This is a genomic window from Streptomyces aureocirculatus, assembly GCF_000720475.1.
Taxonomy (GTDB): Bacteria; Actinomycetota; Actinomycetes; order Streptomycetales; family Streptomycetaceae; genus Streptomyces; species Streptomyces aureocirculatus.
This window is the reverse complement of the sequence record NZ_JOAP01000008.1, coordinates 189,469-215,019: the sequence shown is the minus strand read 5'-3', so window position 1 is coordinate 215,019 and position 25,551 is coordinate 189,469. Positions and strand designations below refer to the sequence as shown.

Genomic DNA, 25,551 nt, shown 5'->3' with positions numbered 1-25,551 from the left:
TCCGTGTGGGTGCCTACCGGTCCCCCTACAGCGACTTCAGCCGCTCCGCGGCGTCCGCGAGCACCTCCGTGCGCTTGCAGAACGCGAACCGCACGAAGGGGGCGCCCTCCTGACGGTGGTCGTAGAAGACCGCGTTCGGGATGGCGACGACTCCGGCGCGCTCCGGCAGGGCGCGGCAGAAGGCGAATCCGTCGCCGCCGTGCGACCGGCTCTCGCCGAGGGAGCGGATGTCGGTGGTGATGAAGTAGGTGCCCGCGGGCCGGTAGACGTCGAAGCCCGCCGCCGTCAGACCGGCGGAGAGCAGGTCACGCTTGGCGCGCATGTCCTCGCGGATGCCCGTGAAGTACGTGTCGGGCAGCGCGAGCGCCTCCGCGACCGCGTACTGGAAGGGCCCCGACGCCACGAACGTCAGATACTGCTTCGCCGAGCGCACCGCCGTGACCAGGTCCGGCGTGGACGTCACCCAGCCCACCTTCCAGCCGGTGAACGAGAACGTCTTGCCCGCCGAGCCGATGGTGACGGTGCGCTCGCGCATGCCGGGGAACGAGGCGAGCGGCAGATGCGCGGGCGTGCCGGAGCCGTCGGGTGCCGTGGCGTCGGAGAAGACCAGGTGCTCATAGACCTCGTCGGTGACCACGAGCAGGTTCCGCTCCACGGCCAGCTTCGCGATCGCGGTCAGCTCCTCGCGGGTGAGGACGGTGCCGGTCGGGTTGTGCGGGGTGTTGAGGAGCAGCAGGCGGGTGCGCGGGGTGACGGCGTCGCGCAGCTCGTCCAGGTCGAGGACGAAGCGCCGGTCCTCGGCGCCACCAGGGCCCGTGCCGGGCCGCAGCGTGACGGGCACCCGGGTGCCGCCCGCGAGGGCGATCGCGGCGGCGTACGAGTCGTAGTACGGCTCCAGGGCGATCACCTCGTCGCCCGGCTCCACCAGGGCGAGCAGCGCGGCCGCGATGGCCTCGGTGGCGCCGGCGGTGACCAGGACCTCCCGGTCCGGGTCGTAGGACAGGCCGTAGTGGCGCCGCTGGTGCTCCGCGACCGCCGTGCGCAGCTCGGGCACGCCGGGCCCCGGCGGGTACTGGTTGCCGCGCCCGTCGCGCAGCGCCCGCACGGCCGCCTCCCGTACCTCCTCGGGGCCGTCCGTGTCCGGGAAGCCCTGGCCCAGGTTGATCGCCCCGGTCCGCAGGGCGAGCGCGGACATCTCGGCGAAGATCGTCGTCCCGAACTCGGCGAGGCGGCGGTTGAGCAGCGGGCGGCCGTGCGCGGTGCCGGGGGTGCCCGAGACATCAGAGGTGCCGGGGGTGCTGGGGGTCCCGGAGGTGCCGGAGGTGCCATCGGAGGACGTCATGGGCGTCATCCTGCGCCGAACCTCTGGACTTCCTCAACTCTGCTTTGGCCGTGGTTGGCCGAGGGCATCTCCTTGGCACGAACCACGGGGGAACAGAAAGGGTGGTGGGGGGCATGGCACTGGCCATCATCTTCATCGGATTCGTGCTGGCGATCTGCGTGGCGTTCGGCGTCACAGCCGCCAGGAGCGCGAGGGGTTCGGGCGGCCGTGCCCGGCGCCGGGCCGCCGCCGGATCTGGCGGCACGAGCTGGTGGGCGTCGGGGAGCAGCAGCGGCAGCAACAGCGCGGGGTACGTGAGCACCGGCGACGGCGGCGGGCACCACGGTTCGTCCTGTGGGAGCTCGTCGTCGTGCGGAAGCTCGTCGTCGTGCGGCGGCGGCTCCTCCTGCGGTGGCGGGGGCGGCGGGGGTGGATGCGGCGGAGGCAGCTGACACGGGGCAGCTGGTCCACTGGGCGAAACGCCCACCGGGAACAACTCCCGGTGGGCGTTTGGTCGTTGACGCCGACAAGTTGGCACCGACGAGTTGACGCCGACGAGTTGACGCCGACCAGGGGCGCGTCGTTGACGTGATGCGGGGAAAGAGGGCTGTACAGCGGGGGTGGCGGGGACGACACGGGCGATATGGGTTTATTGGTGACCGTGCGGGGGCGCTTATGGATCGTTGGATACGTGAACAGGTGAACTGTTCGGCCCTCTAGGGGATGGAAACCCTACGAAGTTGGGTAAAAACGCTGTGGCAGTGTCTTAGTTCATGATTCCATTTCAACTGTCACCCCGCCCGCGGACGTTCTGAGCTCAACGACCGGGACCTGCCCGTGGGCGCGAGCCGGCATTCCGATTTCCCGGGACCAGGTGTTCGACCATGTGCGCCGGCCCTCACCTCCATTGCGTGCTAGCGGAGCTGACTCATGCTCACGACCCTGAAGACTGTCTATACCGACACGTGCGCCGGGGACCTGGCCTGGGCGCTCGGCCGCGAGCCGCTGCCCGCGCTCGCCACTCTCGATCTCGAACTGACGGGTGCGGCGGTGCAGTTGAGGCTACTGGGAGCGTCACACCAGGTGCTCCTGGAGGAGGAGCAGGGCAACTGCTCCGAGACGGTGGCATGCATTCCGGGCAGCAGCACCCCGCTGCCGCTCGGCGTCTCCAAGCGGGTGGGCGAGTGGGAGTACGAGTTCGCGGCGTGCGTCGAGACCCTGTCGCGGGGTCAGTTCGCCGGCCGGGCCCAGGAGTTGCTGGCTCTGGTGACCGAGCATCCGCACGGCCTCGCCGGTGTCTTCCCCGGCATCCCGCACGCCTTCACCGCCATGCTGGCCCAGCGCCACGAGGGCTCGGTGATGTGGCGCACATGGCACGCGTACCCCCAGGACGGGCAGTTGGTGGCGACACGGACCCGGGTGGGTGTACGCATGCCCGCCGTGCTCTGAGGAGGCATGGGCGGCCTACACGTCTTCCGGGGCACCTCCACCCATGTGGGGGACTTGGTGTAAGCGTTCGGTGACGTAGCGTTCGCAGCGTGATCGAACCGTCCACCGAGCGCCTGCCCGTCACGCCCCGGACAGGCCGGTTCCTCGTCCTCGCGGGCGTGTTCATCTGTGCCGCCTGCGGACTCGTGTACGAACTCGAACTCGTCGCCCTCGCCGCCTACTTGATCGGTGACTCCGTCACCCAGGCCTCCGTCGTCCTGTCCGTGATGGTGTTCGCGATGGGCGTCGGCTCCCTGCTCGCCAAGCGCCTGCGCTGCCGGGCCGCCGTCGGGTTCGGCCTCGTCGAGGCGGCGCTCGCGCTGGTCGGCGGGTGCAGCGCCCTCGTCCTGTACGCGGCCTTCGCCTGGGCGGGGGACCGCGGCGAGATGTGGGCGAGCGGATCGCGCTACCTCTTCGTGGCGTTCTCCCTCGCCATCGGTGTGCTCATCGGCGCCGAGGTGCCGCTGCTCATGGTGCTCATCCAGCGCATCCGGCGGCAGGACGCGGGCGGTGCGGTGGCCGACCTGTTCGCCGCGGACTACGTGGGCGCCCTGGTGGGCGGGCTGGCCTTCCCCTTCCTGCTCCTGCCGTGGTTCGGTCAGCTCACCGGGGCACTGCTCACCGGCGCCGTCAACGTCCTCGTGGGCGGCGCGCTGGTCTTCGGCCTCTTCGGGCGGGACCTGAGCGGCCGCGGGCGCGGTGCGCTGCTCGGCGCCAACGTCGCCGTGCTCGCCGCCCTCGCCTCCGCCGCGCTGCTCGTCGACGACTTCGAGCGGGCCGCGCGCCGCGCCGTGTACGGCTCCGACATCCGCGTCGCCGTGCAGACCGGCGTCCAGGAAGTCGTCCTCACCGGCGCCGACCGCGCGTCCCTGAACCTCTACGTCGACGGGCGGCTGCGCGTCAGCAGCCGCGACGAGCGCCGCTACCACCGGGCGCTCGTCCAGCCCGCCATGCGCGGCGGGCCGCACGCCCGCGTCCTCGTCCTCGGCGGCGGTGACGGGCTCGCCGCCCGCGAGGTGCTGCGGCACTCCGGCGTCCGCCGGGTCGACATCGTCGAGGTCGACCCCGGCGTGGTGGAGCTGGCCCGCAGCGACCCCGCGCTCAGCGAACTCAACGGCCGGGTCTACCGGGACCCGCGGGTGCGGGCCATCCACGCCGACGCCTTCCACTGGCTGCGCGGCCCGCACGAGCGCCGCCTCCCCTACGACGTCGTGCTCGCCGACCTGCCCGACCCCGGCATCACCGCGAGCACCAAGCTCTACTCCCAGGAGTTCTTCGGCCTCGTCGCCCGCGTCCTCGCCGACGACGGACGGTTCGCCGTGCACGCCGGGCCCGTCGTGACCCGGCCCCACACCTACTGGACGGTGGACGCGACCCTGCGCGCCGCGGGCCTCGCGACCACCCCCTACCGCCTGACGGGCCGGCACTCCACGCACGCCGCGGGACCCGACCGGACGGACGACGGCACCGCCCGGCCGCACGACTGGGGCTTCGTCCTCGCCGCGCGCGACCCCGGGCGGCTCGCCGCCGCCCGGGACGCGGCCGTCCTGCGGACCGGGGTACGCGCCGCCGAACGGGTGCGGCCCCCCTCCGGGCAGGGGTTCGCGCCGTCCACGCTGGTCCATCCGCGGTACGCCGACTGACGTGCCGCGGATCGCTGGCACGTGCAAGTGGAGTACATCCCGGCGTGCGCGTCGGTACGCTCGACTGTCATGGAGCATGAGGTGTTCGTACCGGTCACGGAAGAGCCGCTCCGCGAGGCGCTGGCCGACCCCGAGCGGGTCGCCGGCGCGGTGCCGGGGCTGCATCGCGACGCGGACGCGGATTCGCCGCCCGGCACCGGGCGGCTGCGGGTGCGGGTCGCCGGGCACACGATCACCTACCGGGGCGGTCTCCGTATCGCCGCGCGGGACGACGGCACGTACTCCTTCGAGGGTGAGGGCGCGGAGGTGCGTGGCAGCGGGAAGGCGAAGTTCGCCCTGGCCCTGCGGCTCTCCGCCGCCGCGGAGGGGGGTACGTCGATGACCTTCAGCGGGACGGCGTCCGGCGACGGCCGCATCGCCGAGCTCGTGGAGAGTTCTCCACAGGCTGTGGAATCCGCTGCGCGGCGGTTGCTCGCGAAGTTCGCGGAGGGGGTCGCCGCGGCGGCCGTCCCCGACGGTGCGGCCGATGTCCCGGAGCCGCCCGCCGGGCCCACCGGGGGTGGGGAGGGTGTGCACGGGATCTTCGCGGCGGAGGTGCCGCCGCCGTCCCTCGATCCGCTCACCGGCGGGCCCGGCGATCGGTTCGGGGAGTCGCTCGACGGAGGTGAGGTGCCTGCGGCTGAGGCCGCGCATGCCCGGCGGACGATGATCGGGCGCAGCGCGGAGGAGGTTGATCACGCGCCGCCGCGTGGGCGGTACGCGCCCGTGCCCGTGCCCGAGTCGATGTCCGGCGGGGCCGCCACTCTGCGCTGGGCTGCGCCCGCGGCTGCTGTTGTGTTGGCCTCGGCGATCGTCGTCGGCCGGGTGCTGCGCCGTCGCCGCTGAGTCGCTGCTGCTGGGCTGCGGGCCTTCGCGCTGGCGCGCTCGTCCTCAATCGCCGGACGGGCTTGGATTCGCCGCCGGACGGGCTTGGATTCGCGCCGTGGGTGTTGAGGTCCAGGCTGTCGCGCTGGCGCGCTCGTCCTCAATCGCCGGACGGGCTTGGATTCGCCGCCGGACGGGCTGGGGTGTGGGCTGGGGTGTCGGCTGATTCGGCAGGGAGTAAGGGCGGGTGGGTGGGGCCGAGCCCGTAAGGTCGACCTCGTGAGTAGCGAAGAGATCAGGCTGGCCGCGGGCTCCGCGGACGTGACCGTGCGGCCGGGCAACGGCTGCCGCCTGGGGAGCATGCGGATCGACGGAGTCGAACTGCTGCGGCAGGGGGAGCGCTACGGCAGCTTCCCGATGGTGCCGTGGTGCGGCCGCACGCGTGAGGGCAGGTTCAGGAACGGCGGCATCCCGCACCAGCTCCCCGTCAACTCCCCACCGCACGCCATCCACGGCACCGCCCGCGACGCCGCCTGGAAGACGGCCAGGGTGAGCGCCACGGAAGCCGTGTTCACCTACGACCTGACGGACCCGTGGCCCTACCCGGGCCGGGTCACGCAGGTCGTCGAGCTGACCGAGGACGCCCTCACGCTGCGCCTCGCGATCGAGACGTACGGGGACTCGTTCCCGGCGCAGGCGGGCTGGCACCCGTGGTTCAACCGCCACCTCGGGGGTGACGGCGAGGGCGACGGCGTACGCCTCGGCTTCGACGCCGCCTGGCAGGAGCAGCGCGGCGACGACCACCTGCCCACCGGCACCCGCATCGACCCCACCCCGGGCCCCTGGGACGACTGCTTCGGCATGCCCGACGGGGTGAACGTGACCCTGACCTGGCCGGGCAGCCTGGAGCTGACGGTGACCAGCAGGGAGCAGTGGGTCGTGATCTACGACGAGCCCGCCGAAGCGGTGTGCGTGGAACCGCAGACAGGGCCGCCCGACGGCCTGAACACCCTGCCCCGCCTGGTCACCCCCGTGGACCCCCTGGAGACGGTGACCACCTGGAGCTGGCGGCGCCTTTAAGCTCGTCACCATGACGAACGACGTACGCGGCGACCTGCTGCAGCAGATCAAGGACAAGGCCGTCGTGCACGGCAAGGTGACGCTCTCCTCCGGCCTGGAGGCCGACTACTACATCGACCTCCGCCGGATCACTCTCGACGGCGAGGCCGCCCCACTGGTCGGCCAGGTCCTGCTCGACCTCACCGAGGGCCTGGACTTCGACGCCGTGGGCGGTCTGACCATGGGCGCCGACCCCGTCGCGGGCGCGATGCTGCACGCGTCCGCAGCGCGCGGCAGGCGCCTGGACGCCTTCGTCGTCCGCAAGGCCGCCAAGGCGCACGGCATGCAGCGCCGCGTCGAGGGCCCGGACATCAAGGGCCGCCGCGTCCTGGTCGTCGAGGACACCTCCACCACCGGCGGCTCGCCGCTGACCGCCGTGGAGGCGGTGCGGGAGGCCGGTGCCGAGGTCGTGGCCGTCGCCACGATCGTCGACCGGGCCACCGGCGCGGGCGAGAAGATCACCGAGGGTGCGGGCGTCCCGTACCTCTTCGCGTACTCGAAGGACGACCTCGGTCTCGTCGACTGAGGACCTCGCCGAGTCTGGAAGGATGGGGGCGACGATGACGTCGCCCCCCTTAGGTCAGGGCCAAGCACACACCCGCACATCACAAGGAGCGGACACATGCCCATCGCAACCCCCGAGGTCTACAACGAGATGCTCGACCGGGCGAAGGCAGGCAAGTTCGCCTACCCGGCCATCAACGTGACGTCCTCGCAGACCCTGCACGCCGCGCTGCGTGGCTTCGCGGAGGCGGAGAGCGACGGCATCATCCAGATCTCCACGGGTGGCGCGGAGTTCCTGGGCGGCCAGCACAGCAAGGACATGGTGACGGGCGCCGTGGCCCTCGCCGAGTTCGCGCACATCGTGGCCAAGAAGTACGGCATCACCGTCGCCCTGCACACCGACCACTGCCCCAAGGACAAGCTCGACGGCTATGTCCGCCCGCTGCTCGACATCTCCGCCGAGCGCGTCAAGGCCGGTCAGAACCCGCTCTTCCAGTCCCACATGTGGGACGGCTCCGCCGAGACCCTGGCCGACAACCTGGCCATCGGCCAGGAGCTGCTCGCCAAGGCCGCCGCCGCGAAGATCATCCTTGAGGTCGAGATCACCCCGACGGGCGGTGAGGAGGACGGCGTGACGCACGAGATCAACGACGAGCTGTACACGACCGTCGACGACGCGATCCGCACCGCCGAGGCCCTCGGCCTGGGCGAGAAGGGCCGCTACCTGCTCGCCGCGTCCTTCGGCAACGTGCACGGCGTCTACAAGCCGGGCAACGTCGTGCTCCGCCCCGAGCTGCTCAAGGACCTCCAGGAGGGCGTCGGCTCGAAGTACGGCAGGGCCGCCGGGTCGCAGCCGTTCGACTTCGTCTTCCACGGCGGCTCCGGCTCCACCGCCGAGGAGATCGCCACCGCCCTGGAGAACGGCGTCGTGAAGATGAACCTCGACACCGACACCCAGTACGCCTTCACGCGGCCCGTCGCGGACCACATGTTCAAGAACTACGACGGCGTCCTGAAGGTCGACGGCGAGGTCGGCTCGAAGAAGACGTACGACCCCCGCACCTGGGGCAAGTCCGCCGAGGCGGGCATGGCGGCGCGCGTCACCGAGGCCTGCGCGAACCTGCGCTCCACCGGCACGAAGCTCAAGTAGCCGGGAGTTTCCCGAGCACGTTCACCGGAGGGGCTGGAATTTCCAGCCCCTCCGGCGTTTGCGGGACGGAGCCCCGGTCCGGGCAAGAGGCGGGACTGGGCGCCCCGCGCGCGAGCCATGCCGCAGACTTGTCCCATGGCCATTCACCAAGATCTGCTCGGGGGCCCGCCCCCGACCCACCTCCCCGACGACCCCGAGCCCCGCGACCTCCTCGCGTCCGGCACCCCGGCCGCCGACGTCGCGGCGCAGTACCCGAAGTCGTCCCTCGCCTGGGCCCGCCTCGCGGACGAGGCGTTCGAGGCGGGCCGCGTCGTCGAGTCGTACGCGTACGCCCGCACGGGCTACCACCGCGGCCTCGACGCCCTGCGCCGCAGCGGCTGGAAGGGCCACGGCCCGGTGCCGTGGGAGCACGAGCCGAATCGCGGCTTCCTGCGCGCGCTGCACGGCCTCGCCCGCGCCGCAGGCGTCATCGGCGAGCAGGAGGAGTACGAGCGGTGCTCGACGTTCCTGCGCGACTCGTCGGCGACCGCCGCGGACACCCTCGGCTGAAACGCCGGGACGGCACCCTCGGCTGAACGCCGGGACGGCACCCTCGGCTGAACGCCGGGACGGCACCCTCGGCTGAACGCCGGGACGACGCCCTTGGCTGACGGCGGCGTGGCCGCGGCCCCGCACGGGACCGCGTACGACCTGCTTGGACACCCTGTGTGACCAGGCAGGTCTTGCCGTTTCCCGGGATGTTGCGGAGGATGCGGGTGGGGACCGGGGCCCCCGTGCCGGTACCGGCAGGGGCGGACCGCTACCCGGAGTACGCATCTAGGAGACAGCGATGTCTGATGAGGCGCACGCGGCGCAGGACAGCCCGAACCTCGACTTCGCAGGCACCACCCCGTACGAGGACTACGTACAGGCGGATGTGCTCACCCACCTCCAGCATCTGCGCTCGAACGACCCGGGCGAGATGGTCTTCCTGGTCACCACCCAGGTCATGGAGCTGTGGTTCACGGTCATCGTGCACGAGTGGGAGACCGCGGCGCGCGCGCTCCGCGAGGACGACGTGCCGGTGGCCGTCGCCGCCCTGAAGCGGTCGGTGCGCGAGCTGGAGGCCCTGAACCACTCGTGGAAGCCGCTCGGGCAGCTCACCCCGGCACAGTTCAACTCCTACCGCGGCTCGCTCGGCGAGGGCTCCGGCTTCCAGTCGGCGATGTACCGGCGCATGGAGTTCCTGCTCGGCGACAAGTCCGCGTCCATGCTGGTGCCGCACCGCGGTGCCCCGCGCGTCCACGCCGAACTGGAGAAGGCGCTCCACGAGCCGTGTCTGTACGACGAGGTCCTGCGGCTCCTCGCGCGCCGCGGCCACGCCGTGCCGCCCGCCGTCCTGGAGCGCGACGTCTCCCTCAAGTACGAGCCTTCGCCCGAGGTCGAGGCGGTCTGGACGGCCCTGTACAGCGGGGATCAGGACGCCGAACTCGCGCGCCTCGGCGAGGCGTTGACCGACGTCGGCGAGCTGGTGTGGCGCTGGCGCAACGACCACCTCGTCGCCACCCGCCGCGCCATGGGATCCAAGACCGGCACCGGCGGCTCCGCGGGCGTCGCCTGGCTGGAGAAGCGGGCCACGAAGAGCGTGTTCCCCGAGTTGTGGACGGCGCGCAGCCATGTCTGAGGCGAGGGGGCCCGCGGGGCGGGCGGATGTGGAGGCGAAGGCCAAGGAGCTGGACGCCGGGGATCAACTCGCCGCCAAGCGAGCTGAGTTCGTCCTCGACGACGGCGTCTATCTCGACGGCAACTCGCTGGGCGCGCTGCCCGTGCACGTCGAGGCGCGCGTCGTCGACGTCATCAGCCGCCAGTGGGGTTCGCTGCGCATCCGGTCCTGGGCGGAGAGCGGCTGGTGGACCGCGCCCGAGCGGATCGGCGACCGCGTCGCACCGTTGATCGGCGCCGCCCCCGGACAGGTCGTCGTCTCCGACTCCACCAGCGTGAACGTCTTCAAGGCGCTAGTGGCGGCGGTACGCATGATCCGGGACGAGGGCGGCGCGGGAGCGGCGGCGCGCGACGAGATCGTCGTCGACGCCACGACCTTCCCCACCGACGGCTACATCGCCGAGTCCGCGGCCCGCCTCACCAACTGCCGCATCGTCCCGGCCGACCCCGCGGACGTACCGGGCCTGCTCGGGCCGCGCACCGCCGTCGTGCTGCTCAACCACGCCGACTACCGGGCGGGCAGGCTGCACGACCTGCCCGGTCTGACCGCGGCCGTCCACGCGGCGGGCGCGCTCGTCGTGTGGGACCTGTGCCACACGGCAGGGGCGCTGCCCGTCGGCCTGGACGAGCACGGCGTGGACCTGGCGGTCGGCTGCACCTACAAGTACCTGAACGGCGGCCCCGGTTCGCCCGCCTTCCTGTACGTGCGCCGGGGGCTCCAGGACCGCTTCGACACGCCGCTGCCCGGCTGGAACTCGCACGTCGAACCGTTCGGGATGCGGCCGGGGTACGAGCCCGCCGCCGACATCACCCGGGGCCGGGTCGGCACCCCCGACATCCTGTCGCTGCTCGCCCTCGACGCGGCGCTCGACGTCTGGGAGGGGGTGTCGATGACGGCGGTGCGCGCCAAGTCCCTCGCCCTGACGGACTTCTTCCTGGAGTGCGTCGAGGCGTACGTGCCCGCGGGCCACGTCGAGTCGATCACGCCCGTCGCGCACGCCGAGCGGGGCAGCCAGGTCGCGCTGCGCTGCCCGGACGCCGAAGGCGTGATGAAGCGGCTGGTCCAGCAGGGCGTGGTCGGTGACTTCCGGCCGCCGGACCTGTTGCGCTTCGGGTTCACACCGCTGTATCTGACGTTCGCGGACGCGGAGCGCGCGGCCCGGGTCCTCGGCCGGACCTTGGCGGAGGCGTCGACGGGGAGCTGACGGGCCGGTCGGCGCGCTGGGCGGGCGGAGCCTGGTACCGTCCGGCAGAATTGGATCAAGGTACGAACGTCCGTCGGTCCCCGGCGAGTTGTCTCACCGGGGCCGACGGGCTGCCACCGCCGGGCGAGTTTGGGAGGGTTGCCGTATGCCGGACGACGCCGCAGCGGCCCGCGATGCCGCCGAGGAAGCAGCCGCGCTCGGGCACCCCGCGGTGCCGCCCGACGCCACCGCCGCGTACGGCGCGCACGCGGAGCAGATCATCGACTTCTACGCCCCGCGTGACACCGCGGACCGTCCCGCGCCGCTCGTCGCGCCGCTTGTCGTGCCGCTTGTCGTGCCGCTTGTCGTGCTGCTGCACGGCGGGGCCTGGCGGGCACCGTACGACCGGTGGCACGTGACGCCGTTCGCGGACTTCCTGGCCCGACGGGGCTTCGCCGTCGCCAACGTCGAGTACCGCCGGGGGGCCGCCGGCGGGATCGTTCCTGCGCAGGGTTCGTCCGTGGAGGCGCCGGGCGGTGGTGGTCCCGTGGCCGGGCGCTGGCCCGACACCCTCGACGACGTGGCCGCCGCGCTCGACGCGCTGCCCGCCCTTGTCCGCGCGCACCTGCCGGCCGCCGACCCCGGCCGGATCGTGCTCACCGGACACTCGGCCGGCGGCCAGCTCGCGCTGTGGGCCGCCGCCCGGCATGTCCTGCCGCTCGGCTCGCCGTGGCGCCTGGAGCGGCCGCCGCCGCTGCGGGGCGTGGTGGGGCTTGCGCCCCTCGCGGATCTGCGGGTGGCGGACGAGTTGGGGGTGTGCGGTGGGGCCGTGCGGCAGTTCCTCGGCGTCTCGGCCTCCGGCGTGGACGCGGACGCCGACGCGGTCGAGGCCCGGTACGCCGAGCGGCTCGCACACGTGGATCCTGCGGCGCTGCTGCCCACCGGGATCGCGACCGCCGTCGTGCAGGGCCGCACCGACATCGTCGTGCCGCCCGCCGTCGCCGACGCGTACGCCGACGCCGCGGCGAAGGCCGGTGAGGTCGTCGGCGTGACGTTGCTCGAGGGTGTCGGGCACTTCCCGCTGATCGATCCGGCGGCGGACGCGTGCGCGGTGGTCGCGGAGGAGATCGCGCAGCTCGCGTTCTGAACGGGGGTTCATCGCGCTGCGCGCTCGTCCTCAATCGCCGGACGGGCTTTTTCCCCCACCCGCCCGCCCTTTCCCGCGCTGACGCGCTTGTCCTCAATCGCCGGACGGGCTCAGATTGTCGTCGGTGCGGCGAAGGTTCCCCAGCCCGTCCGGCGTTTGAGGACGAGCGCGGAGCGCGATTTCAGCCTGTCCGGCGTTTGAGGACGAGGCGCGGAGCGCCGATGGAGCGGGGGTCCAGGGGGCGCAGCGCCTCTGGTTACGGTGAAGGGGTGGGACTGGGGCGCCCCGCGAGGGACCAGTCCCCCAAGTAGTACCTGCGACGGACCCCCAAGGACCCGTCCCCGTGGGGACGCGACCCGGGGGGAGCGGCCCGTACCGTCTAGGACGTGACCGAGAAAACTCGCAGCCCGGAGTTCGACCTCGCGCAGAACGCCCTCCAGGGCCTGCGCAGGGACCTCTTCCACGGCGCCTTCGCCTACCGCCCGCTACCCCCGCTCAAGCCGGACACCCCCCTGCTCCAGTGGATACCGGGACGCCTGCGCAAGTACGCGGTCTGGTCGCCGCACACCGTGGTCCTGGGCATGGCGCTGCTGACGCTGGCCGTCGCGTACACGGGAACGTCGGCCGGGTACGGCGGCAGCCGCGAGCTGGCCCACCTCGTGGTCGCCGGTGTGCCCGCGGCCGCCGTGGCCCTGACCCTGGTGCGTCCGGTGCTCGCGTGGTGGCTGTCCCTGGGGACGACCCCGGTCATGGTGGTCCTGGCAGGCAGCGGCGACTACCCGTGGTCGGCGGGCTCCTTCGTCGGCCACACCGCGGTGATGATGGTGGTGGCGGCCCGCACCCGCCCCCGCACGGCCGCCTGGACCTGGGCACTCACGGTCCTGTACTCGTTCCTCGCGGAGGGCACGGGCACCGGCTACGGCTCCAACAGCGGCCCCCTCGTCGTGCTCAGCGGCATCGCCGTCGCCCTGGTCACCCTGGTCACCCTCAACCGCAACACCCGCCGCGAGGTCGTCGCGGAGCGCACCGTCACCGCGGTCGAGCGGGACAAGCGCACGCTCCTCGAAGAGCGCACCAATATCGCCCGTGAGCTGCACGACGTCGTCGCCCACCACATGTCCGTGGTCGCCATCCAGGCGGAGGCCGCCCCGTACCGGGTGCAGAACCCGCCACCGGAGCTGGAGCAGGCCTTCGCGACGATCCGCGAGAACGCGGTGATCGCCCTGACCGAGCTGCGCCGCGTCCTCGGTGTCGTACGGGCGCAGGACTACGAGGCCCCGGACGCCCCGCAGCCCACGCTCGCCGACATCGACCGGCTGCTCGACAACGTGCGCGACACCGGTCTGACCGTGGAGAAGGCCGTGACCGGCGCGGTGCGCGAGCTGCCGCAGGGCGTGGAGCTCTCGGCGTACCGCATCATCCAGGAGGCGCTCAGCAACAGCCTGCGGCACGCGCCCGGCGCGACGGCCCGGGTGGAGATCGGCTACGTCCTCGGCGGCCTCGGGCTGCGGATCGTGAACGGGCCCGCGACAGGCCTCGTACAGCCGTCGCCGGGAGCAGGGCACGGCATCACGGGGATGCGGGAGCGGGTCACGATGCTGGACGGCGAGATGACGGCGGAGACGACCGCGGACGGCGGGTACGAGGTGACCGTGTTCCTGCCGGTGCCGATCGGCACGACGGAGACCGCGGGGCGGGCCGGCACCGCGGAGACCGCGCGCGTGCCCGCGACCCGGCCCGCGCAGGACACACGGGACACGCGGGACACGCGGGACACGCGGGACACGCGGGACACGCGGGACACGCGGGACACGCGGGACACGCGGGACACCACGACGATCCTCTCCCTGGACAAGCCCGCCGGAGGCGACCGCGCATGAGCCGCACCATCCGTGTCCTGATCGCCGACGACCAGATGATGGTCCGCGAAGGCTTCTCCGTGCTGCTCAACGCGATGCCGGGCATCGAGGTCGTCGGCGAGGCCGTGAACGGCCGCGAGGCCGTGCGGCGGGTGCGCGAGCTCACCCCCGACGTCGTCCTGATGGACATCCGCATGCCCGAGCTGAACGGCATCGAGGCGACCCGGGAGATCGTCGCGGACGCCCTGGTGGAGACGAAGGTGCTCGTCCTGACGACGTTCGACCTGGACGAGTACGTGTACCAGGCGCTGCGCGCGGGCGCGTCCGGCTTCCTGCTCAAGGACGCCTCCGCGCGGCAACTCGCCGACGGAGTACGCGTGGTGGCGGCCGGTGAGGCCCTGCTCGCGCCGTCCGTGACCCGCCGCCTCATCACGGAGTTCTCGAAGCTCTCGGACAATCCGCGGCTCACGGCGTCCGCGCGAGCCCAGGCGCAGTACGGGGAGTTGACCGAGCGCGAGACGGAGGTCCTCGTCCTCATCGCGCAGGGCCTGTCGAACGCGGAGATCGCCTCGCGGCTCGTCGTCGCCGAGTCCACCATCAAGACGCACGTCAGCCGGGTCCTGGTGAAGCTCGGTCTGCGGGACCGCACCCAGGCGGCCGTGTTCGCGTACGAGGCCCGCCTGGTGACGCCGGGCTAACGTCCCCTCATGGACCCCCTCATGGACCCCTTCCTGGACGCCCCCTTCGACCCCTGGTCGCCCGAGTTCGTGGCGGACCCCTACCCCGCCTTCGCCGCGCTGCGTGCCGCGGGTCGCGTGCACCACTACGAGCCGACCGGCCAGTATCTGGTCCCGCACCACGCCGACGTCGCGGCCCTGCTGCGCGACCGGCGCCTCGGCCGCACCTATCTGCACCGCTTCGGGCACGAGGAGTTCGGCCGCGAGGCGCCGCCACCCGCGCACGAGCCGTTCCACGTCCTGAACGACAACGGCATGCTCGACCTGGAGGCCCCCGCGCACACCCGCGTCCGCCGCCTGGTGTCGAAGGCCTTCACACCGCGCACGGTGGAGCGGCTGCGCCCCTATGTGGCGCGGCTCGCGGACGAGTTGGTGCGGGGGCTCGTGGCGGACGGCGGCGGTGACCTGGTGGCCCGGGTGGCCGAGCCGCTGCCCGTCGCCGTGATCGCCGAGATGCTGGGCGTCCCCGAGGCGGACCGGCCGCTCCTTCGGCCCTGGTCGGCGGACATCTGCGGGATGTACGAGCTGAATCCGGGCGAGGCCACGGCGGCGCGGGCCGTGCGCGCGTCCGTCGAGTTCTCCGCGTATCTGCGGGAGCTGATCGCGCGCCGCCGCAAGGCGCCCGGCGGGGACCTGATCAGCGCCCTCGTCGCCGCGCACGACGAGGGCGACCGGCTGAGCGAGCAGGAGATGATCTCGACCTGCGTGCTGCTCCTGAACGCGGGGCACGAGGCCACCGTCAACTCTCTGGCGAATGGAGCGAACGCTCTCTTCGGTCACCCGGAACAGTTCGCCGCCCTGCGCGCCGAACCGGAAGGGCTGTTGCCCACGGCCGTGGAGGAACTGCTGCGCTTCGACACGCCGTTGCAGCTCTTCGAGCGGTGGGTGCTCGACGACATCGAGGTCGGCGGCGCGCCGATCCCGCGCGGCAGCGAGGTCGCGCTGCTCTTCGGCTCCGCCAACCGGGACCCGGCCGTGTTCACCGAGCCCGACGCCCTGGACCTCGCCCGCGCCGACAACCCGCACATCTCCTTCAGCGCGGGCATCCACTACTGCATCGGCGCGCCACTGGCCCGCATCGAACTCGCCGCCTCACTCGGCGCGTTGCTGCGCCTGGCGCCTCGGCTGCGGCTCGCCGCGGAACCGCGCCGACGGCCCAACTTCGTGATGCGGGGCCTGGAGGAGCTGCTCGTCGCCTGCTGAGCCTGCTGAGCCTGCTGAGCCTGCTGAGCCTGCTGAACCCGCTGAACCCGCTGAACGGCGTTTCTGTGTACGGTGGTTCAGCCCGTCGCCAGGTCCCGGCGCCGCAGCCCCGCGAGCCCGGCCGCCGTGCACACCGCCGCGAGGGCCGTGAGCAGCAGCACCGGCTGCCACGTCACGTCGTGCCCCGGCAGCTTGGGCAGATGCGAGAACGGCGAGAGGTTCATGAGCGCCTGCGGTACGTCGAGGGCGGGCCCGATCCAGCCGATGAGCAGCGCCAGGCCCGCCGCTCCCCAGGCGAGGGGCGCGAGGCGGGGCGAGATGCCGTACAGCAGCACCGCGAGGGAGCCGATCAGCCAGATCGCGGAGAGCTGGACCAGGCAGGCGCCGACGATCTGCCCGGCGTCGTGCCCGTACCCGGCGGCGAGTCCGCAGGCGGCGAGCAGCATGATGAGCGCGGCGCCCGCGAAGGCGACGACGAGGTGTCCCGCCGCCCAGCGCAGCCGCCCCACCGCGCCCGCGAGGACCGGCTCGGCGCGCTGTGAGGTCTCCTCGCCGTACAGCCGCAGGACGGAGCCGACGATGTACAGCGCGCCGACCATGCCGGTCATGCCGACGATCGCGGTGAGGAAGGAGTCGGTGAGCGCGGCCTGGCCGCCCATGCGGGTGAAGATCTCGCGGGTGTTCTCGTTGTCGCCGACCAGGTCGGCGGCGCCCTCCGTCATGGCGCCGAAGGCCAGGCCCGCGGCGAGGAAGCCGAGGCTCCAGCCGATGACGGTGCCTCGCTGAAGCCGCCACGCGAGGGCGCCCGCCGTGCCGATGCCGCCGCGCGCCGGTCCTGGCCGGGACGGCAGGAAGCCCATGCCGACGTCGCGGCGCCCGGCGAGCGCGTAGGCGCCCGCGGCCTGGGCGCCGACGGCACCGGCGAACAGGAGCAGTACCCACCACCGCTCGTCGCCGAAGGCGCGCGTGTTCTCCAGCCAGCCGACGGGGGAGAGCCAGGTCAGGGGCGACGAGCCGTCGGCCGTCGCCGAGTCCCCTGCCGCGCGCAGCACGAACGCGGCGCCGAGCAGCCCCCCGGTCAGGCCCTTGGCGAGCCGGGCGCTCTCCGTGAACTGGGCGACGACCGCCGCCGTCGTGGCGAACACCATGCCCACGCAGGCGATGGCGAGCCCGAGCGCGACCGCGCCCGCGCCACCGCGGCCCGCGAGCCCCGCGGCCACCAGGAGCCCCAGCATGCCGTTGGCGACGGCCGCGGTGAGCAGGGCCGACGTCAGCGGTGCCCGGCGCCCCACGGCGGCCGACGAGAGCATCTCCTGGCGTCCCGACTCCTCCTCCTCACGGGTGTGCCGTACGACGACGACCAGGCTCATCACGGCGGCGAGCACCCCGGCGAAGGTGCCCACGCGCCAGGCCGTGAGCCCGCCGACGGACTGGTCGAACACCGGCCCGTAGACGGCGCGCAGGGAGGCGTTGGTGGCGAGGGAGTCCACCAGGTCGGCGCGTTCGGCGGGGGTGCCGTACAGCTTCTGCAGGGTGTTCGGCATGGCAAGGACCATCGTCGCGATGACGGCGAGCCACACCGGGACCAGGGCACGGTCGCGGCGCAGGGCCAGGCGCAGCAGGGGCCCGGAGCCGGTCAGGGCGGTGGGCGCGGTCATCGCGCCACCGCCGGGGCGGAGTCGGCGTCCTCGTGCTGGTAGTGCCGTAGGAACAGTTCCTCAAGGGTGGGCGGTGTGCTGGTCAGGGACCGCACACCGGACGCGGTGAGGGCGCGCAGGACGGCGTCGAGGTTCTCGGTGTCGACCTGGAGCGCCACCCGGTGGCAGTGGGCACCGTCGGTCCCCTTGATCTCGTCGACCTGGAGGCCGTGCACGCCGGGCAGGTCCGCGAGGCCGTTCGGGGCGGCCGCGAGTTCGGCGCCGACGCTGGTGCGGGTGAGGTGGCGCAGATCGGCGAGGGAGCCGGACTCGACGGTGCGGCCGTGGCGGATGATGCTGACGCGGTCGCAGAGGCTCTCCACCTCGCTGAGGATGTGCGAGGAGAGCAGCACCGTACGGCCCTCGCGGCGCGCCCGCTGCACACAGTCCTGGAAGACCTCCTCCATCAGCGGGTCGAGGCCGGACGTCGGCTCGTCGAGGATCAGCAGGTCGGCGTCGGAGGCGAAGGCGGCGACGAGGGCGACCTTCTGCCGGTTGCCCTTGGAGTAGGCGCGGCCCTTCTTGGTCGGGTCCAGCTCGAACCGCTCGATGAGGCCGTCGCGGCGCGAGGGGTTCAGGCCGCCGCGCAGTCTGCCGTACAGGTCGATGACCTCGCCGCCGGACAGGTTGCGCCACAGGGTGACGTCGCCGGGTACGTACGCGATGCGCCGGTGCAGCTCCACCGCGTCGTGCCAGGGGTCCTTGCCGAGCAACTGGGCGGCGCCCGAGTCGGCGCGCAGCAGGCCGAGCAGGACCCGGATGGCCGTGGACTTGCCCGCTCCGTTGGGTCCGAGGAAGCCGTGCACCTCGCCGCGGTCGACGTCCAGGTCGAGCCCGTCGAGCGCGTGGGTGCGACCGAACGACTTGTGCAGCCCCGAGACGGTGATTGCCTTCGTCATGTTTTTTGAAAGTACGCTGTCTTCGCAAATTTGTGAAGTTAAGGAAACGTATAAAGTGGGGAGCGGCGCGGCGAGCACGGGAGATGATCTACGCATGACCAGGGACGAGAAGGGCCGGGAGCGGGGCGTGGGGCAGGGCGGCCGGGTGGAGGACCTGGCGGCCGTCTCCCGCTTCACGGAGCACTTCGCCGCGCAGTTGGTCTGGGCCGGGATGCCGCGGATGCCCGCCCGGGTCTTCGCCGCCCTGCTCGCCTCCGACTCCGGCGCGCTCACGGCGGCGGAACTGGGGGAGCGGCTGCATGTGAGCCCCGCGGCGGTGTCCGGCGCGGTGCGCTATTTGACGCAGCAGTTCATGGTGACCCGGGAGCGGGAGCCCGGTTCGCGGCGCGATCTGTTCCGGGTGCACAGCAACCAGTGGTACGAGGCGCTGACGAACCGGGACAACGTCCTCCAGCGCTGGGAGTCCGCCCTGCGCGAGGGCATCGACCACCTCGGCCCCGACTCGCCCGCGGGCCACCGCCTGGTCGAGACCCTCGCCTTCTTCGAGTTCGTCCAGGAGGAGCTGGCCGGGATGATGACCCGCTGGCGCACGCGCAGGGCCGAGCTCTTCGACGCCGGGAACTGACCGCGGCCGAGGGCGCCGACCGTGCCCTCAGCGAGGCAGCGTCAGCCGCCACGCCTGCGCCCTGACCTGCCAGGTGCGGGTCCGCACGGGGCCCGTGACCAGCGTGTCCGCGCGGTAGCGGAAGTCGGGCCCGGACACGGTGACCGAGCGGGCACGGGCCCGCACCGGCGCGATCTGGGCGCCGACGGACGCCGGCAGGACCTCGACCCGGGCGAAGCCCCCGCCGCCCGGCCGCACGTACACCCCCTCGACGGGCTGGTCGAGATCGACGAGCGTCACCCCGTCCGCCTCCACGCGCAGCCGTGCGGGGCCGCCCGGCGCCAGCCGCGAGGGCCGCACGCCCAGGGTGCGGACGAGGGACTGACAGGTCCGCAGCCACGGATGCCGCTCCCCGGCGGCCGCGCCGCGGCCCGCGCGGTCCGCCTCGTCCCCGAAGCCCAGACCGAATCCCCCGCTTCCGGCCCCGGCGCCCCGGCCGTCCCGCGTGCCCCGGCCGTCCCGCGTGCCCTGGCCATCCCCCGTACCCCAGCCGTCCCCCATACCCCAGCCGTCCTGCGTGTCCCAGCCATCCCCCGCGCCCCTGCCGTCCCCGCCGGGGCCGACCGAGGGGATGCGTACGTCACCGAGCACGACGCCGTCCCGGTCGTCCACGAGCAGATCGAGCCGCCGGGGCGCCCCTTCGAGGACCGCCCGGGCCGCGGCGACCGCCCCGGCGGGGACGCCGAGCTCCCGCGCGAGCCGGACGGCGGCGGCCGCCTGGGCGACGGGAACGACGGACAGAACGGCGGAACCGAGTGCCCGCTCCCGGTGCAGAACGCTCACCGCACGCAGCAGCGCCCGGTCGTCCCCGACCACAACGGGCCGTCTCGCCCCCCGTCTGACCAGCGCTTTAGCGAATTCCTCGGGTCCTTCGGGCAGGCACAGCTTGACGCCCGCGCCCGCGCCAAGCACGTCCTTGGCGATGCGTACGGACTCCCCGTCCGTACGCCGGGCGACCGGGTCGATGACCACCAGAAGCTGGTCGCGAGCCGACACGTGCGCCCTTTCTTTAGTCCTCGGGTAGCATCTTTGTGCAAGAGCCCCTTGCGCTATTGCGCCAGGGGCTTCGTCTATTCCGGGGCAACCAAGGCTCACCCACACCGGCGGCGGACGGCCTCCGGCTGCGGCCCCCGACCTTGGACATGCCCCGCCCGGAAGGGGTGTACGCCTGTGCCCGCACTCGTGCTGCTCGGTGCTCAGTGGGGTGACGAAGGCAAGGGAAAGGCCACCGACCTGCTCGGTGGCTCCGTGGACTATGTGGTGCGTTACCAGGGCGGCAACAATGCCGGCCACACGGTCGTCGTAGGCGACCAGAAGTACGCGCTGCATCTCCTCCCTTCCGGGATCCTCTCCCCGGACTGTGTCCCGGTCATCGGCAACGGTGTCGTCGTCGACCCGTCGGTCCTGCTCTCCGAGCTGAGCGGTCTGAACGAGCGCGGCGTCAACACGTCGAAGCTTCTGATCAGCGGCAACGCGCACATCATCACGCCGTACAACGTGACGGTCGACAAGGTGGGCGAGCGCTTCCTCGGCAAGCGGAAGATCGGCACCACGGGCCGCGGCATCGGCCCGACCTACGCCGACAAGATCAACCGCACCGGTATCCGCGTCCAGGACCTCTACGACGAGTCGATCCTGAAGCAGAAGGTCGAAGCGGCCCTGGAGCAGAAGAACCAGCTCCTGACGAAGGTGTTCAACCGCCGCGCCATCGAGGCGGAGCAGATCGTCGAGCATCTCCTGGAGCACGGCGAGAACATCAAGGGCTATGTGGCCGACACCACGCTGATCCTCAACAACGCGCTCGACGAGGACAAGGTCGTCCTGTTCGAGGGCGGCCAGGGCACGCTCCTGGACGTGGACCACGGCACGTACCCCTTCGTCACCTCGTCCAACCCGACCGCCGGCGGCGCCTGCACCGGCACCGGCGTCGGCCCGACGAAGATCAGCCGCGTCATCGGCATCCTGAAGGCGTACACCACGCGCGTCGGCGCGGGCCCGTTCCCGACGGAGCTCTTCGACGAGGACGGCGAGGCGCTGCGCACCATCGGCGGCGAGCGCGGTGTCACCACCGGACGCGACCGCCGCTGCGGCTGGTTCGACGCCCCGATCGCCCGCTACGCCACCCGCGTGAACGGCCTGACGGACTTCTTCCTCACCAAGCTCGACGTCCTCACCGGCTGGGAGCAGATCCCGGTCTGTGTGGCGTACGAGATCGACGGCAAGCGCGTCGCGGAACTCCCGTACAGCCAGACGGACTTCCACCACGCCAAGCCGGTCTACGAGATGCTGCCCGGCTGGTCCGAGGACATCACCAAGGCCAAGACCTTCGAGGACCTGCCGAAGAACGCGCAGGGCTATGTGAAGGCCCTGGAGGAGATGTCGGGCGCGCCGATCTCCGCGATCGGTGTGGGTCCCGGCCGGGACGAGACGATCGAGATCAACTCGTTCGTCTGATCAACTCGTTCGTCCGAACGAGGTCAACTCGTTCGTCCAGCGGTCCTGTCCGTGCTCCGGGCCCCCGGTTCTCCCGGGAGCTCGGAGCACGCCTTCAGGCCTTCCGACGCCGAGCACGGCAGATGGCCGTGGACGCGGATCACGTCCAGGCCGCTGCCGCGCGCGTACGCCAGGAACTCGGAGGCCAGGGAGTCCGCGGGCGGATCGCCGTAGGTGTAGGCGTACTCGATCTCGCGATACGGGTATCCGCTGTCGGCGAGGTTGTCCGTGGACGCCTCGTGGCCGTCGAGGGACAGCCGGTGCAGGCCCTTCAGGCCCGCGGCGGCGCGCAGCTCGCTGTAGCCGAGGGCGCCCGGGACGCGGCCGACGGCGTCGAGGACCTGCTCGGTGGAGTCGAGTTCGCAGCGGATCACCGGGGCCCGCGGGTCGTCCTTGCGCACACAGTCCTTGGACGAGGCACTGATCTCGAAGCCGCCCGCGAGCAGCCGCCGTTGCAGGGTGTCGCGGGTGCCCGAGCTCGAGCCGCGGCTGACAAGGACGACGTCCAGGTCGGGCCCGTCGAGCTGCTTCCAATTGCGGATCTCGCCGCGGTACAGCCGCCGTACATCCGTGAGCGACAGATTCCTCAGCGGTACGCGGTCGTTGAGGACGAGCGCGTACGCCGAGATCGCGACACGGCGCTCGACCAGACGCGGATAGCCGTCCGACTTGGGGCCGTCGGACAGGGCGATCAACGGGGGCGACTTCTTGTGCTCCCGCGCGAACCGGGCGCCCTGCGCGTCCAGCTCCCTGATGCCCGCCGTGCTGCCGTGCGCGGAGACGGTGATGGACGCGCCGGGGCAGTCCTCCTCGTACTTCTCCTTCAGCTCCTCGGCGACCGGCCGGAACGCCGTGGAGCCGACCACGGTCAGCTCGCCCGTGGCGCACTCGATCGGGGTCGACTCGTCCCCGTCCGCCAGGATCATCGAGGCGAGCGTGACGACGCCCGCCGTGAGCAGCGCCGTCAGGATCTTCGCGGGCCTGCTGAAGAGCGGCGCCTTGTCGTCGGGCGTCGTGGACCGGTTCGGCTGCACCGCGCCCGCCTGGAGGCCGCCGGAGACGAGCACCTCACCGCCGACGGCGCCGCCGGTGAGCAGCACGAGCAGTTTGTAGTGCTGGCCGCGGTCCAGCGGTACGCGCGGTATGTGCACGGTCGAGCCCTCGTACCGCAGCCCCGCCGCCGGAGTGAAGTGCTCCATCAGATGGTCGGCGCCCGCCTGCGCGGTCACGGCGAGGCCGCGCACGGTACGGCCCGCGAACACGGCCGTGAGGCCGTGCAGCGCGCGCCCGGTGTAGTCGGCGTCGGAGACGAACTGCGAGCCGTCGTTCTCCACCCGCAGCAGCACGAGCGTCGCGTCCGACATCTCCGGCGTCTCGTCGAAGAGGCCGAGGCGCGCGTTCGCGCCACCGGTACGGACGTTGTCGCCGATCGCGGTGTCCATCTGCACGCGGTAGCCGATGCGCTTGCGGCGCGGCACCCGGCGCTCGTACCAGATCGCTCCGACGGTGGCGATCACCCCGAGCGCGGCGGTGAGGACAGCGACGACGTTCTCGGGGTTCAACCAGTCCACGCCCGCACGCTACGGAGCCGTCCCGGCGCGCGGAACGCCCCGGCCGGGGACTTGTCCCTTCCGCCCCCGGACGTTCGCCGCGCGTTCAACCGGCCCGCCGCGGCGCTCAGTTCCCCTTGGTGTACGTCAGCTCGCCGCTGCCGTCGTTGTTGGCGCGGCGCAGCTCGCCGCTCGGCAGGACGGTGACCTCGCTGGGCTTGCCGGGCTCGCACGTCTTCGGCGGTCCCACGGTGACAGTCGTGCCGCTGATGCTCAGTTGGTCCTCGCCCGCGGACTCCAACGTGCCCTGGAACACGCAGTGGTAGGTGCCGCCGCCGGCCAGCGGCCCGTCCGCCGTCATCGAAAGGACGGTGTCCCCCACGTCACCCTGCTGGATCGTCAGACGGCGCGTGCTCACTCCGGCGTCGCCGCTGATGGAGCCGTTCCAGGTGCCGAGGAACTTGTCCGGCACGGTGCCGCTGTCCGACGCGGTGGACGTGGACGGCGAGGGGCTCGGCGACGCGCTCGGCGAGGGGCCGGGGTCCGACGGGGTGCCGGGCGTCGTGGGCGCGCTGCTCCCCCCGCTCTTGCCACCGCTCTTCGCCTTCGGGTCGTCGTCCTTCATCGTCGCGTAGACCGTGCCGCCCGCGCCGAGGGCGACTATCAGGGCGACGGCGACGAGCAGCGCGGTGGAGCGTGCGCTGCGGCGCCGGGGTTCGCCCGGGGACGGGCCGTACGGGGGTGTGGAGCCGTAGGGCGGGGTGGAGCCGTAGCCAGACTGGGGGTAGCCGTACCCGGGTGCTTGCTGCTGGGGGTAGCCGTACCCGGGTGCTTGCTGCTGGGGGTAGCCGTACCCGGGTGCCTGCTGCGGGGGGTAGGCGTAGGCGGGGGTGTGGCCAGGTGCGGGGGTGTGGCCCGGTGCCTGGCCCGGTGCGGGGGTGGATATGGGGGTGGGGGCCGGGGGTTGGCCGCTGACCATGGTGGGGAGGTGGTTGACGGGGGCGTGGCCCGGGGTGCCGGGCGGGGGCGGGGTGGCGCCCGCTGCCGGGGCGGCTGCCGCCGGGGTGCCCTCGGTGCCTTCGGCTGCCGCGGGGCTGCTCTCCGGGGGCTGCGCGGGCGGGGGCTCCGGGGTGGCCGGGGCGGCCGGTGCCACGGCGGGCGGCGGCGGGGTCGCCGAAGCGGGGCCCGGAGCCTGACCCGGGCTCGGGGGTGCGGCCGGGACCGGCGGGGCGTCTCCCTCGGGGTCCTCGACTTCCAGCAACTGCACGGCATGCCGCCCGAGTTGCGCGACCAGGGCGCCGGGGAGCCAAGGCTCCAGGGACTTCCCCTCGAAGAGGGTGTCATCGGCCCCGGTCCTTGCACGTATCTCGTCGAGAGAGGGCCGGTCGCCGGGCGCCTTGGTCAGACAGGCGCTGACCAGCTCCCGCAGGGACTCCGGCAGGGCTTCGAGATCGGGCTCCTCCTGCGCGACGCGGAACATCAGCGCGTGGACCCCGCTGTTGGCGGTCCCGAAGGGCAGCGCGCCCGTGGCCGCGTACGCGAGGACGGAGCCGAGGCAGAAGACGTCGCAGGCCTCCGTGACCCGGTCGCCGCGCACCTGCTCGGGCGCCATGAAGCCGGGCGAGCCGACGAGGGCGCCGGTACGGGTGAGGCCGCCGTCCGTGACGGTCTCCAGGGCGCGGGCGATGCCGAAGTCGATGACGCGGGGCCCGTCGATGGTGACGAGGACGTTCGACGGCTTCAGGTCGCGGTGGATGAGCCCGGCGGCGTGGATGTCCTTCAGGGCGTTGGCGAGCCCGGCGGCGAGGATGTTCACGGAGCGTTCCGGGAGCGGGCCGTGCTCGTGCGAGACGACGGACTGGAGGGTGGGCCCGGCGACGTACCCCGTGGCCACCCACGGGATCGCGGCGTCGGTGTCCGCGTCGAGCACCGGCGCCGTCCACGCGCCGCCGACGCGCCGCGCGGCCAGCACCTCCTGCCGGAACCGCCCGCGGAACTCGTCCTGCGCGGCGAGCTCCTCGCGCACCAGCTTGACCGCGACCGTCCGCCCGCGTTCGGAACGCGCCAGATACACCTGCCCCATACCGCCCGCACCGAGCCGCGCGAGCAGCCGATAAGCACCGATCCGCTGCGGATCCCCCGGCCCCAGTTTCTCCATACCCACGGGCGCCGCCCTCCCCCTGTTGTCAAGCCACCGCGTGCGGCGACTCTCCGTACACCGCTGTGCAACAGACCGAGGATAGTGCGGTGGTGGCGGGGGTGGCCCGGGGTTACGTCTACGGTTGCGTAACGGAGGGTGTGGGCCCTCTCTCTGCACCGCCGCGCTCA

At 72.6% G+C, this 25,551-nt stretch carries 22 protein-coding genes; 16 read left to right on the top strand and 6 right to left on the bottom strand.

The window, feature by feature from the left end; translation table 11 throughout:
• Nucleotides 1-25: 25 nt before the first annotated feature.
• Complete coding sequence (locus IG78_RS0110395; RefSeq protein ID WP_404827686.1) at nt 26-1,342, bottom strand: pyridoxal phosphate-dependent aminotransferase; 1,317 nt, start codon at nt 1,340-1,342, stop codon at nt 26-28.
• A gap of 113 nt (nt 1,343-1,455) precedes the next feature.
• Here IG78_RS0110395 and IG78_RS45520 point away from each other — a divergent pair, with 113 nt between their 5' ends.
• The 14 genes from IG78_RS45520 to IG78_RS0110325 all read left to right on the top strand — a co-directional run bounded on the left by IG78_RS45520 (nt 1,456) and on the right by IG78_RS0110325 (nt 15,920).
• Nucleotides 1,456-1,773, top strand: a complete 318-nt coding sequence (locus IG78_RS45520) for a hypothetical protein (RefSeq protein ID WP_199813248.1) — start codon at nt 1,456-1,458, stop codon at nt 1,771-1,773.
• A gap of 478 nt (nt 1,774-2,251) precedes the next feature.
• On the top strand, nt 2,252-2,770 hold the full coding sequence (locus IG78_RS0110390; RefSeq protein ID WP_030561463.1) for a DUF2617 family protein: 519 nt from the start codon (nt 2,252-2,254) through the stop codon (nt 2,768-2,770).
• An 89-nt stretch (nt 2,771-2,859) separates the two neighbouring features.
• Complete coding sequence (locus IG78_RS0110385; protein WP_030561461.1) at nt 2,860-4,452, top strand: polyamine aminopropyltransferase; 1,593 nt, start codon at nt 2,860-2,862, stop codon at nt 4,450-4,452.
• Between the two features lie 69 nt (nt 4,453-4,521).
• Nucleotides 4,522-5,337 (top strand): SRPBCC family protein, encoded by an 816-nt coding sequence (locus IG78_RS0110380; protein ID WP_030561459.1) that lies wholly within the window; start codon nt 4,522-4,524, stop codon nt 5,335-5,337.
• 258 nt (nt 5,338-5,595) lie between these two features.
• Nucleotides 5,596-6,396, top strand: coding sequence for an aldose epimerase family protein (locus IG78_RS0110370; protein ID WP_030561454.1), 801 nt, complete (start codon nt 5,596-5,598; stop codon nt 6,394-6,396).
• A 10-nt stretch (nt 6,397-6,406) separates the two neighbouring features.
• Entirely contained in the window at nt 6,407-6,961 is a 555-nt protein-coding gene (gene pyrE / locus IG78_RS0110365) for an orotate phosphoribosyltransferase (protein ID WP_030561452.1), read from the top strand.
• Between the two features lie 96 nt (nt 6,962-7,057).
• On the top strand, nt 7,058-8,089 hold the full coding sequence (gene fbaA / locus IG78_RS0110360) for a class II fructose-bisphosphate aldolase (protein WP_030561450.1): 1,032 nt from the start codon (nt 7,058-7,060) through the stop codon (nt 8,087-8,089).
• 135 nt (nt 8,090-8,224) lie between these two features.
• Complete coding sequence (locus IG78_RS0110355) at nt 8,225-8,638, top strand: DUF3151 domain-containing protein (RefSeq protein ID WP_030561448.1); 414 nt, start codon at nt 8,225-8,227, stop codon at nt 8,636-8,638.
• Nucleotides 8,639-8,918: 280 nt separating this feature from the next.
• Nucleotides 8,919-9,752 carry a tryptophan 2,3-dioxygenase family protein gene (locus IG78_RS0110350; RefSeq protein WP_030561446.1) on the top strand — a complete coding sequence of 278 codons (834 nt, stop codon included), beginning with the start codon at nt 8,919-8,921 and terminating at the stop codon, nt 9,750-9,752.
• Entirely contained in the window at nt 9,745-10,995 is a 1,251-nt protein-coding gene (gene kynU / locus IG78_RS0110345) for a kynureninase (RefSeq protein ID WP_030561445.1), read from the top strand. Before IG78_RS0110350 ends, kynU begins: the two co-directional genes overlap by 8 nt.
• A gap of 145 nt (nt 10,996-11,140) precedes the next feature.
• The gene (locus tag IG78_RS0110340) at nt 11,141-12,121 is read left to right on the top strand and encodes an alpha/beta hydrolase (RefSeq protein ID WP_030561443.1); all 981 of its coding nucleotides are present in this window, start codon (nt 11,141-11,143) and stop codon (nt 12,119-12,121) included.
• A gap of 386 nt (nt 12,122-12,507) precedes the next feature.
• A complete protein-coding gene (locus IG78_RS0110335) occupies nt 12,508-14,001 on the top strand; it encodes a sensor histidine kinase (RefSeq protein ID WP_078968706.1) in 1,494 nt (497 codons plus the stop codon).
• Nucleotides 13,998-14,678 (top strand): response regulator, encoded by a 681-nt coding sequence (locus tag IG78_RS0110330; RefSeq protein WP_030561439.1) that lies wholly within the window; start codon nt 13,998-14,000, stop codon nt 14,676-14,678. Before IG78_RS0110335 ends, IG78_RS0110330 begins: the two co-directional genes overlap by 4 nt.
• 9 nt (nt 14,679-14,687) lie before the next feature.
• The gene (locus IG78_RS0110325; protein WP_225882035.1) at nt 14,688-15,920 is read left to right on the top strand and encodes a cytochrome P450; all 1,233 of its coding nucleotides are present in this window, start codon (nt 14,688-14,690) and stop codon (nt 15,918-15,920) included.
• A gap of 77 nt (nt 15,921-15,997) precedes the next feature.
• Here IG78_RS0110325 and IG78_RS0110320 read toward each other — a convergent pair whose 3' ends face one another.
• A complete protein-coding gene (locus IG78_RS0110320) occupies nt 15,998-17,578 on the bottom strand; it encodes an ABC transporter permease (protein WP_030561435.1) in 1,581 nt (526 codons plus the stop codon).
• Nucleotides 17,575-18,516 (bottom strand): ABC transporter ATP-binding protein, encoded by a 942-nt coding sequence (locus tag IG78_RS0110315; protein WP_030561433.1) that lies wholly within the window; start codon nt 18,514-18,516, stop codon nt 17,575-17,577. The genes IG78_RS0110320 and IG78_RS0110315 overlap by 4 nt, the downstream gene beginning before the upstream one ends.
• Nucleotides 18,517-18,610: 94 nt before the next feature.
• On the opposite strand from IG78_RS0110315, the gene IG78_RS0110310 reads away from it, so the two are divergent.
• Complete coding sequence (locus IG78_RS0110310; protein WP_078965008.1) at nt 18,611-19,141, top strand: GbsR/MarR family transcriptional regulator; 531 nt, start codon at nt 18,611-18,613, stop codon at nt 19,139-19,141.
• Between the two features lie 27 nt (nt 19,142-19,168).
• Here IG78_RS0110310 and IG78_RS0110305 read toward each other — a convergent pair whose 3' ends face one another.
• Nucleotides 19,169-20,176, bottom strand: coding sequence for a hypothetical protein (locus IG78_RS0110305; RefSeq protein WP_030561429.1), 1,008 nt, complete (start codon nt 20,174-20,176; stop codon nt 19,169-19,171).
• 174 nt (nt 20,177-20,350) lie between these two features.
• Between IG78_RS0110305 and IG78_RS0110300 the strand changes: the two genes are divergently transcribed.
• Nucleotides 20,351-21,634, top strand: coding sequence for an adenylosuccinate synthase (locus IG78_RS0110300; RefSeq protein WP_030561427.1), 1,284 nt, complete (start codon nt 20,351-20,353; stop codon nt 21,632-21,634).
• Between the two features lie 23 nt (nt 21,635-21,657).
• Here the strand turns inward: IG78_RS0110300 and IG78_RS0110295 are convergent, their stop codons facing one another.
• Together IG78_RS0110295 and IG78_RS0110290 are read right to left on the bottom strand one after the other, a co-directional pair.
• Nucleotides 21,658-23,244: a PstS family phosphate ABC transporter substrate-binding protein gene (locus IG78_RS0110295; RefSeq protein WP_051852504.1), complete on the bottom strand. Its 1,587-nt coding sequence runs from the start codon at nt 23,242-23,244 to the stop codon at nt 21,658-21,660.
• Between the two features lie 106 nt (nt 23,245-23,350).
• Nucleotides 23,351-25,381: a serine/threonine-protein kinase gene (locus IG78_RS0110290; RefSeq protein WP_030561424.1), complete on the bottom strand. Its 2,031-nt coding sequence runs from the start codon at nt 25,379-25,381 to the stop codon at nt 23,351-23,353.
• Nucleotides 25,382-25,551 lie beyond the last annotated feature (170 nt).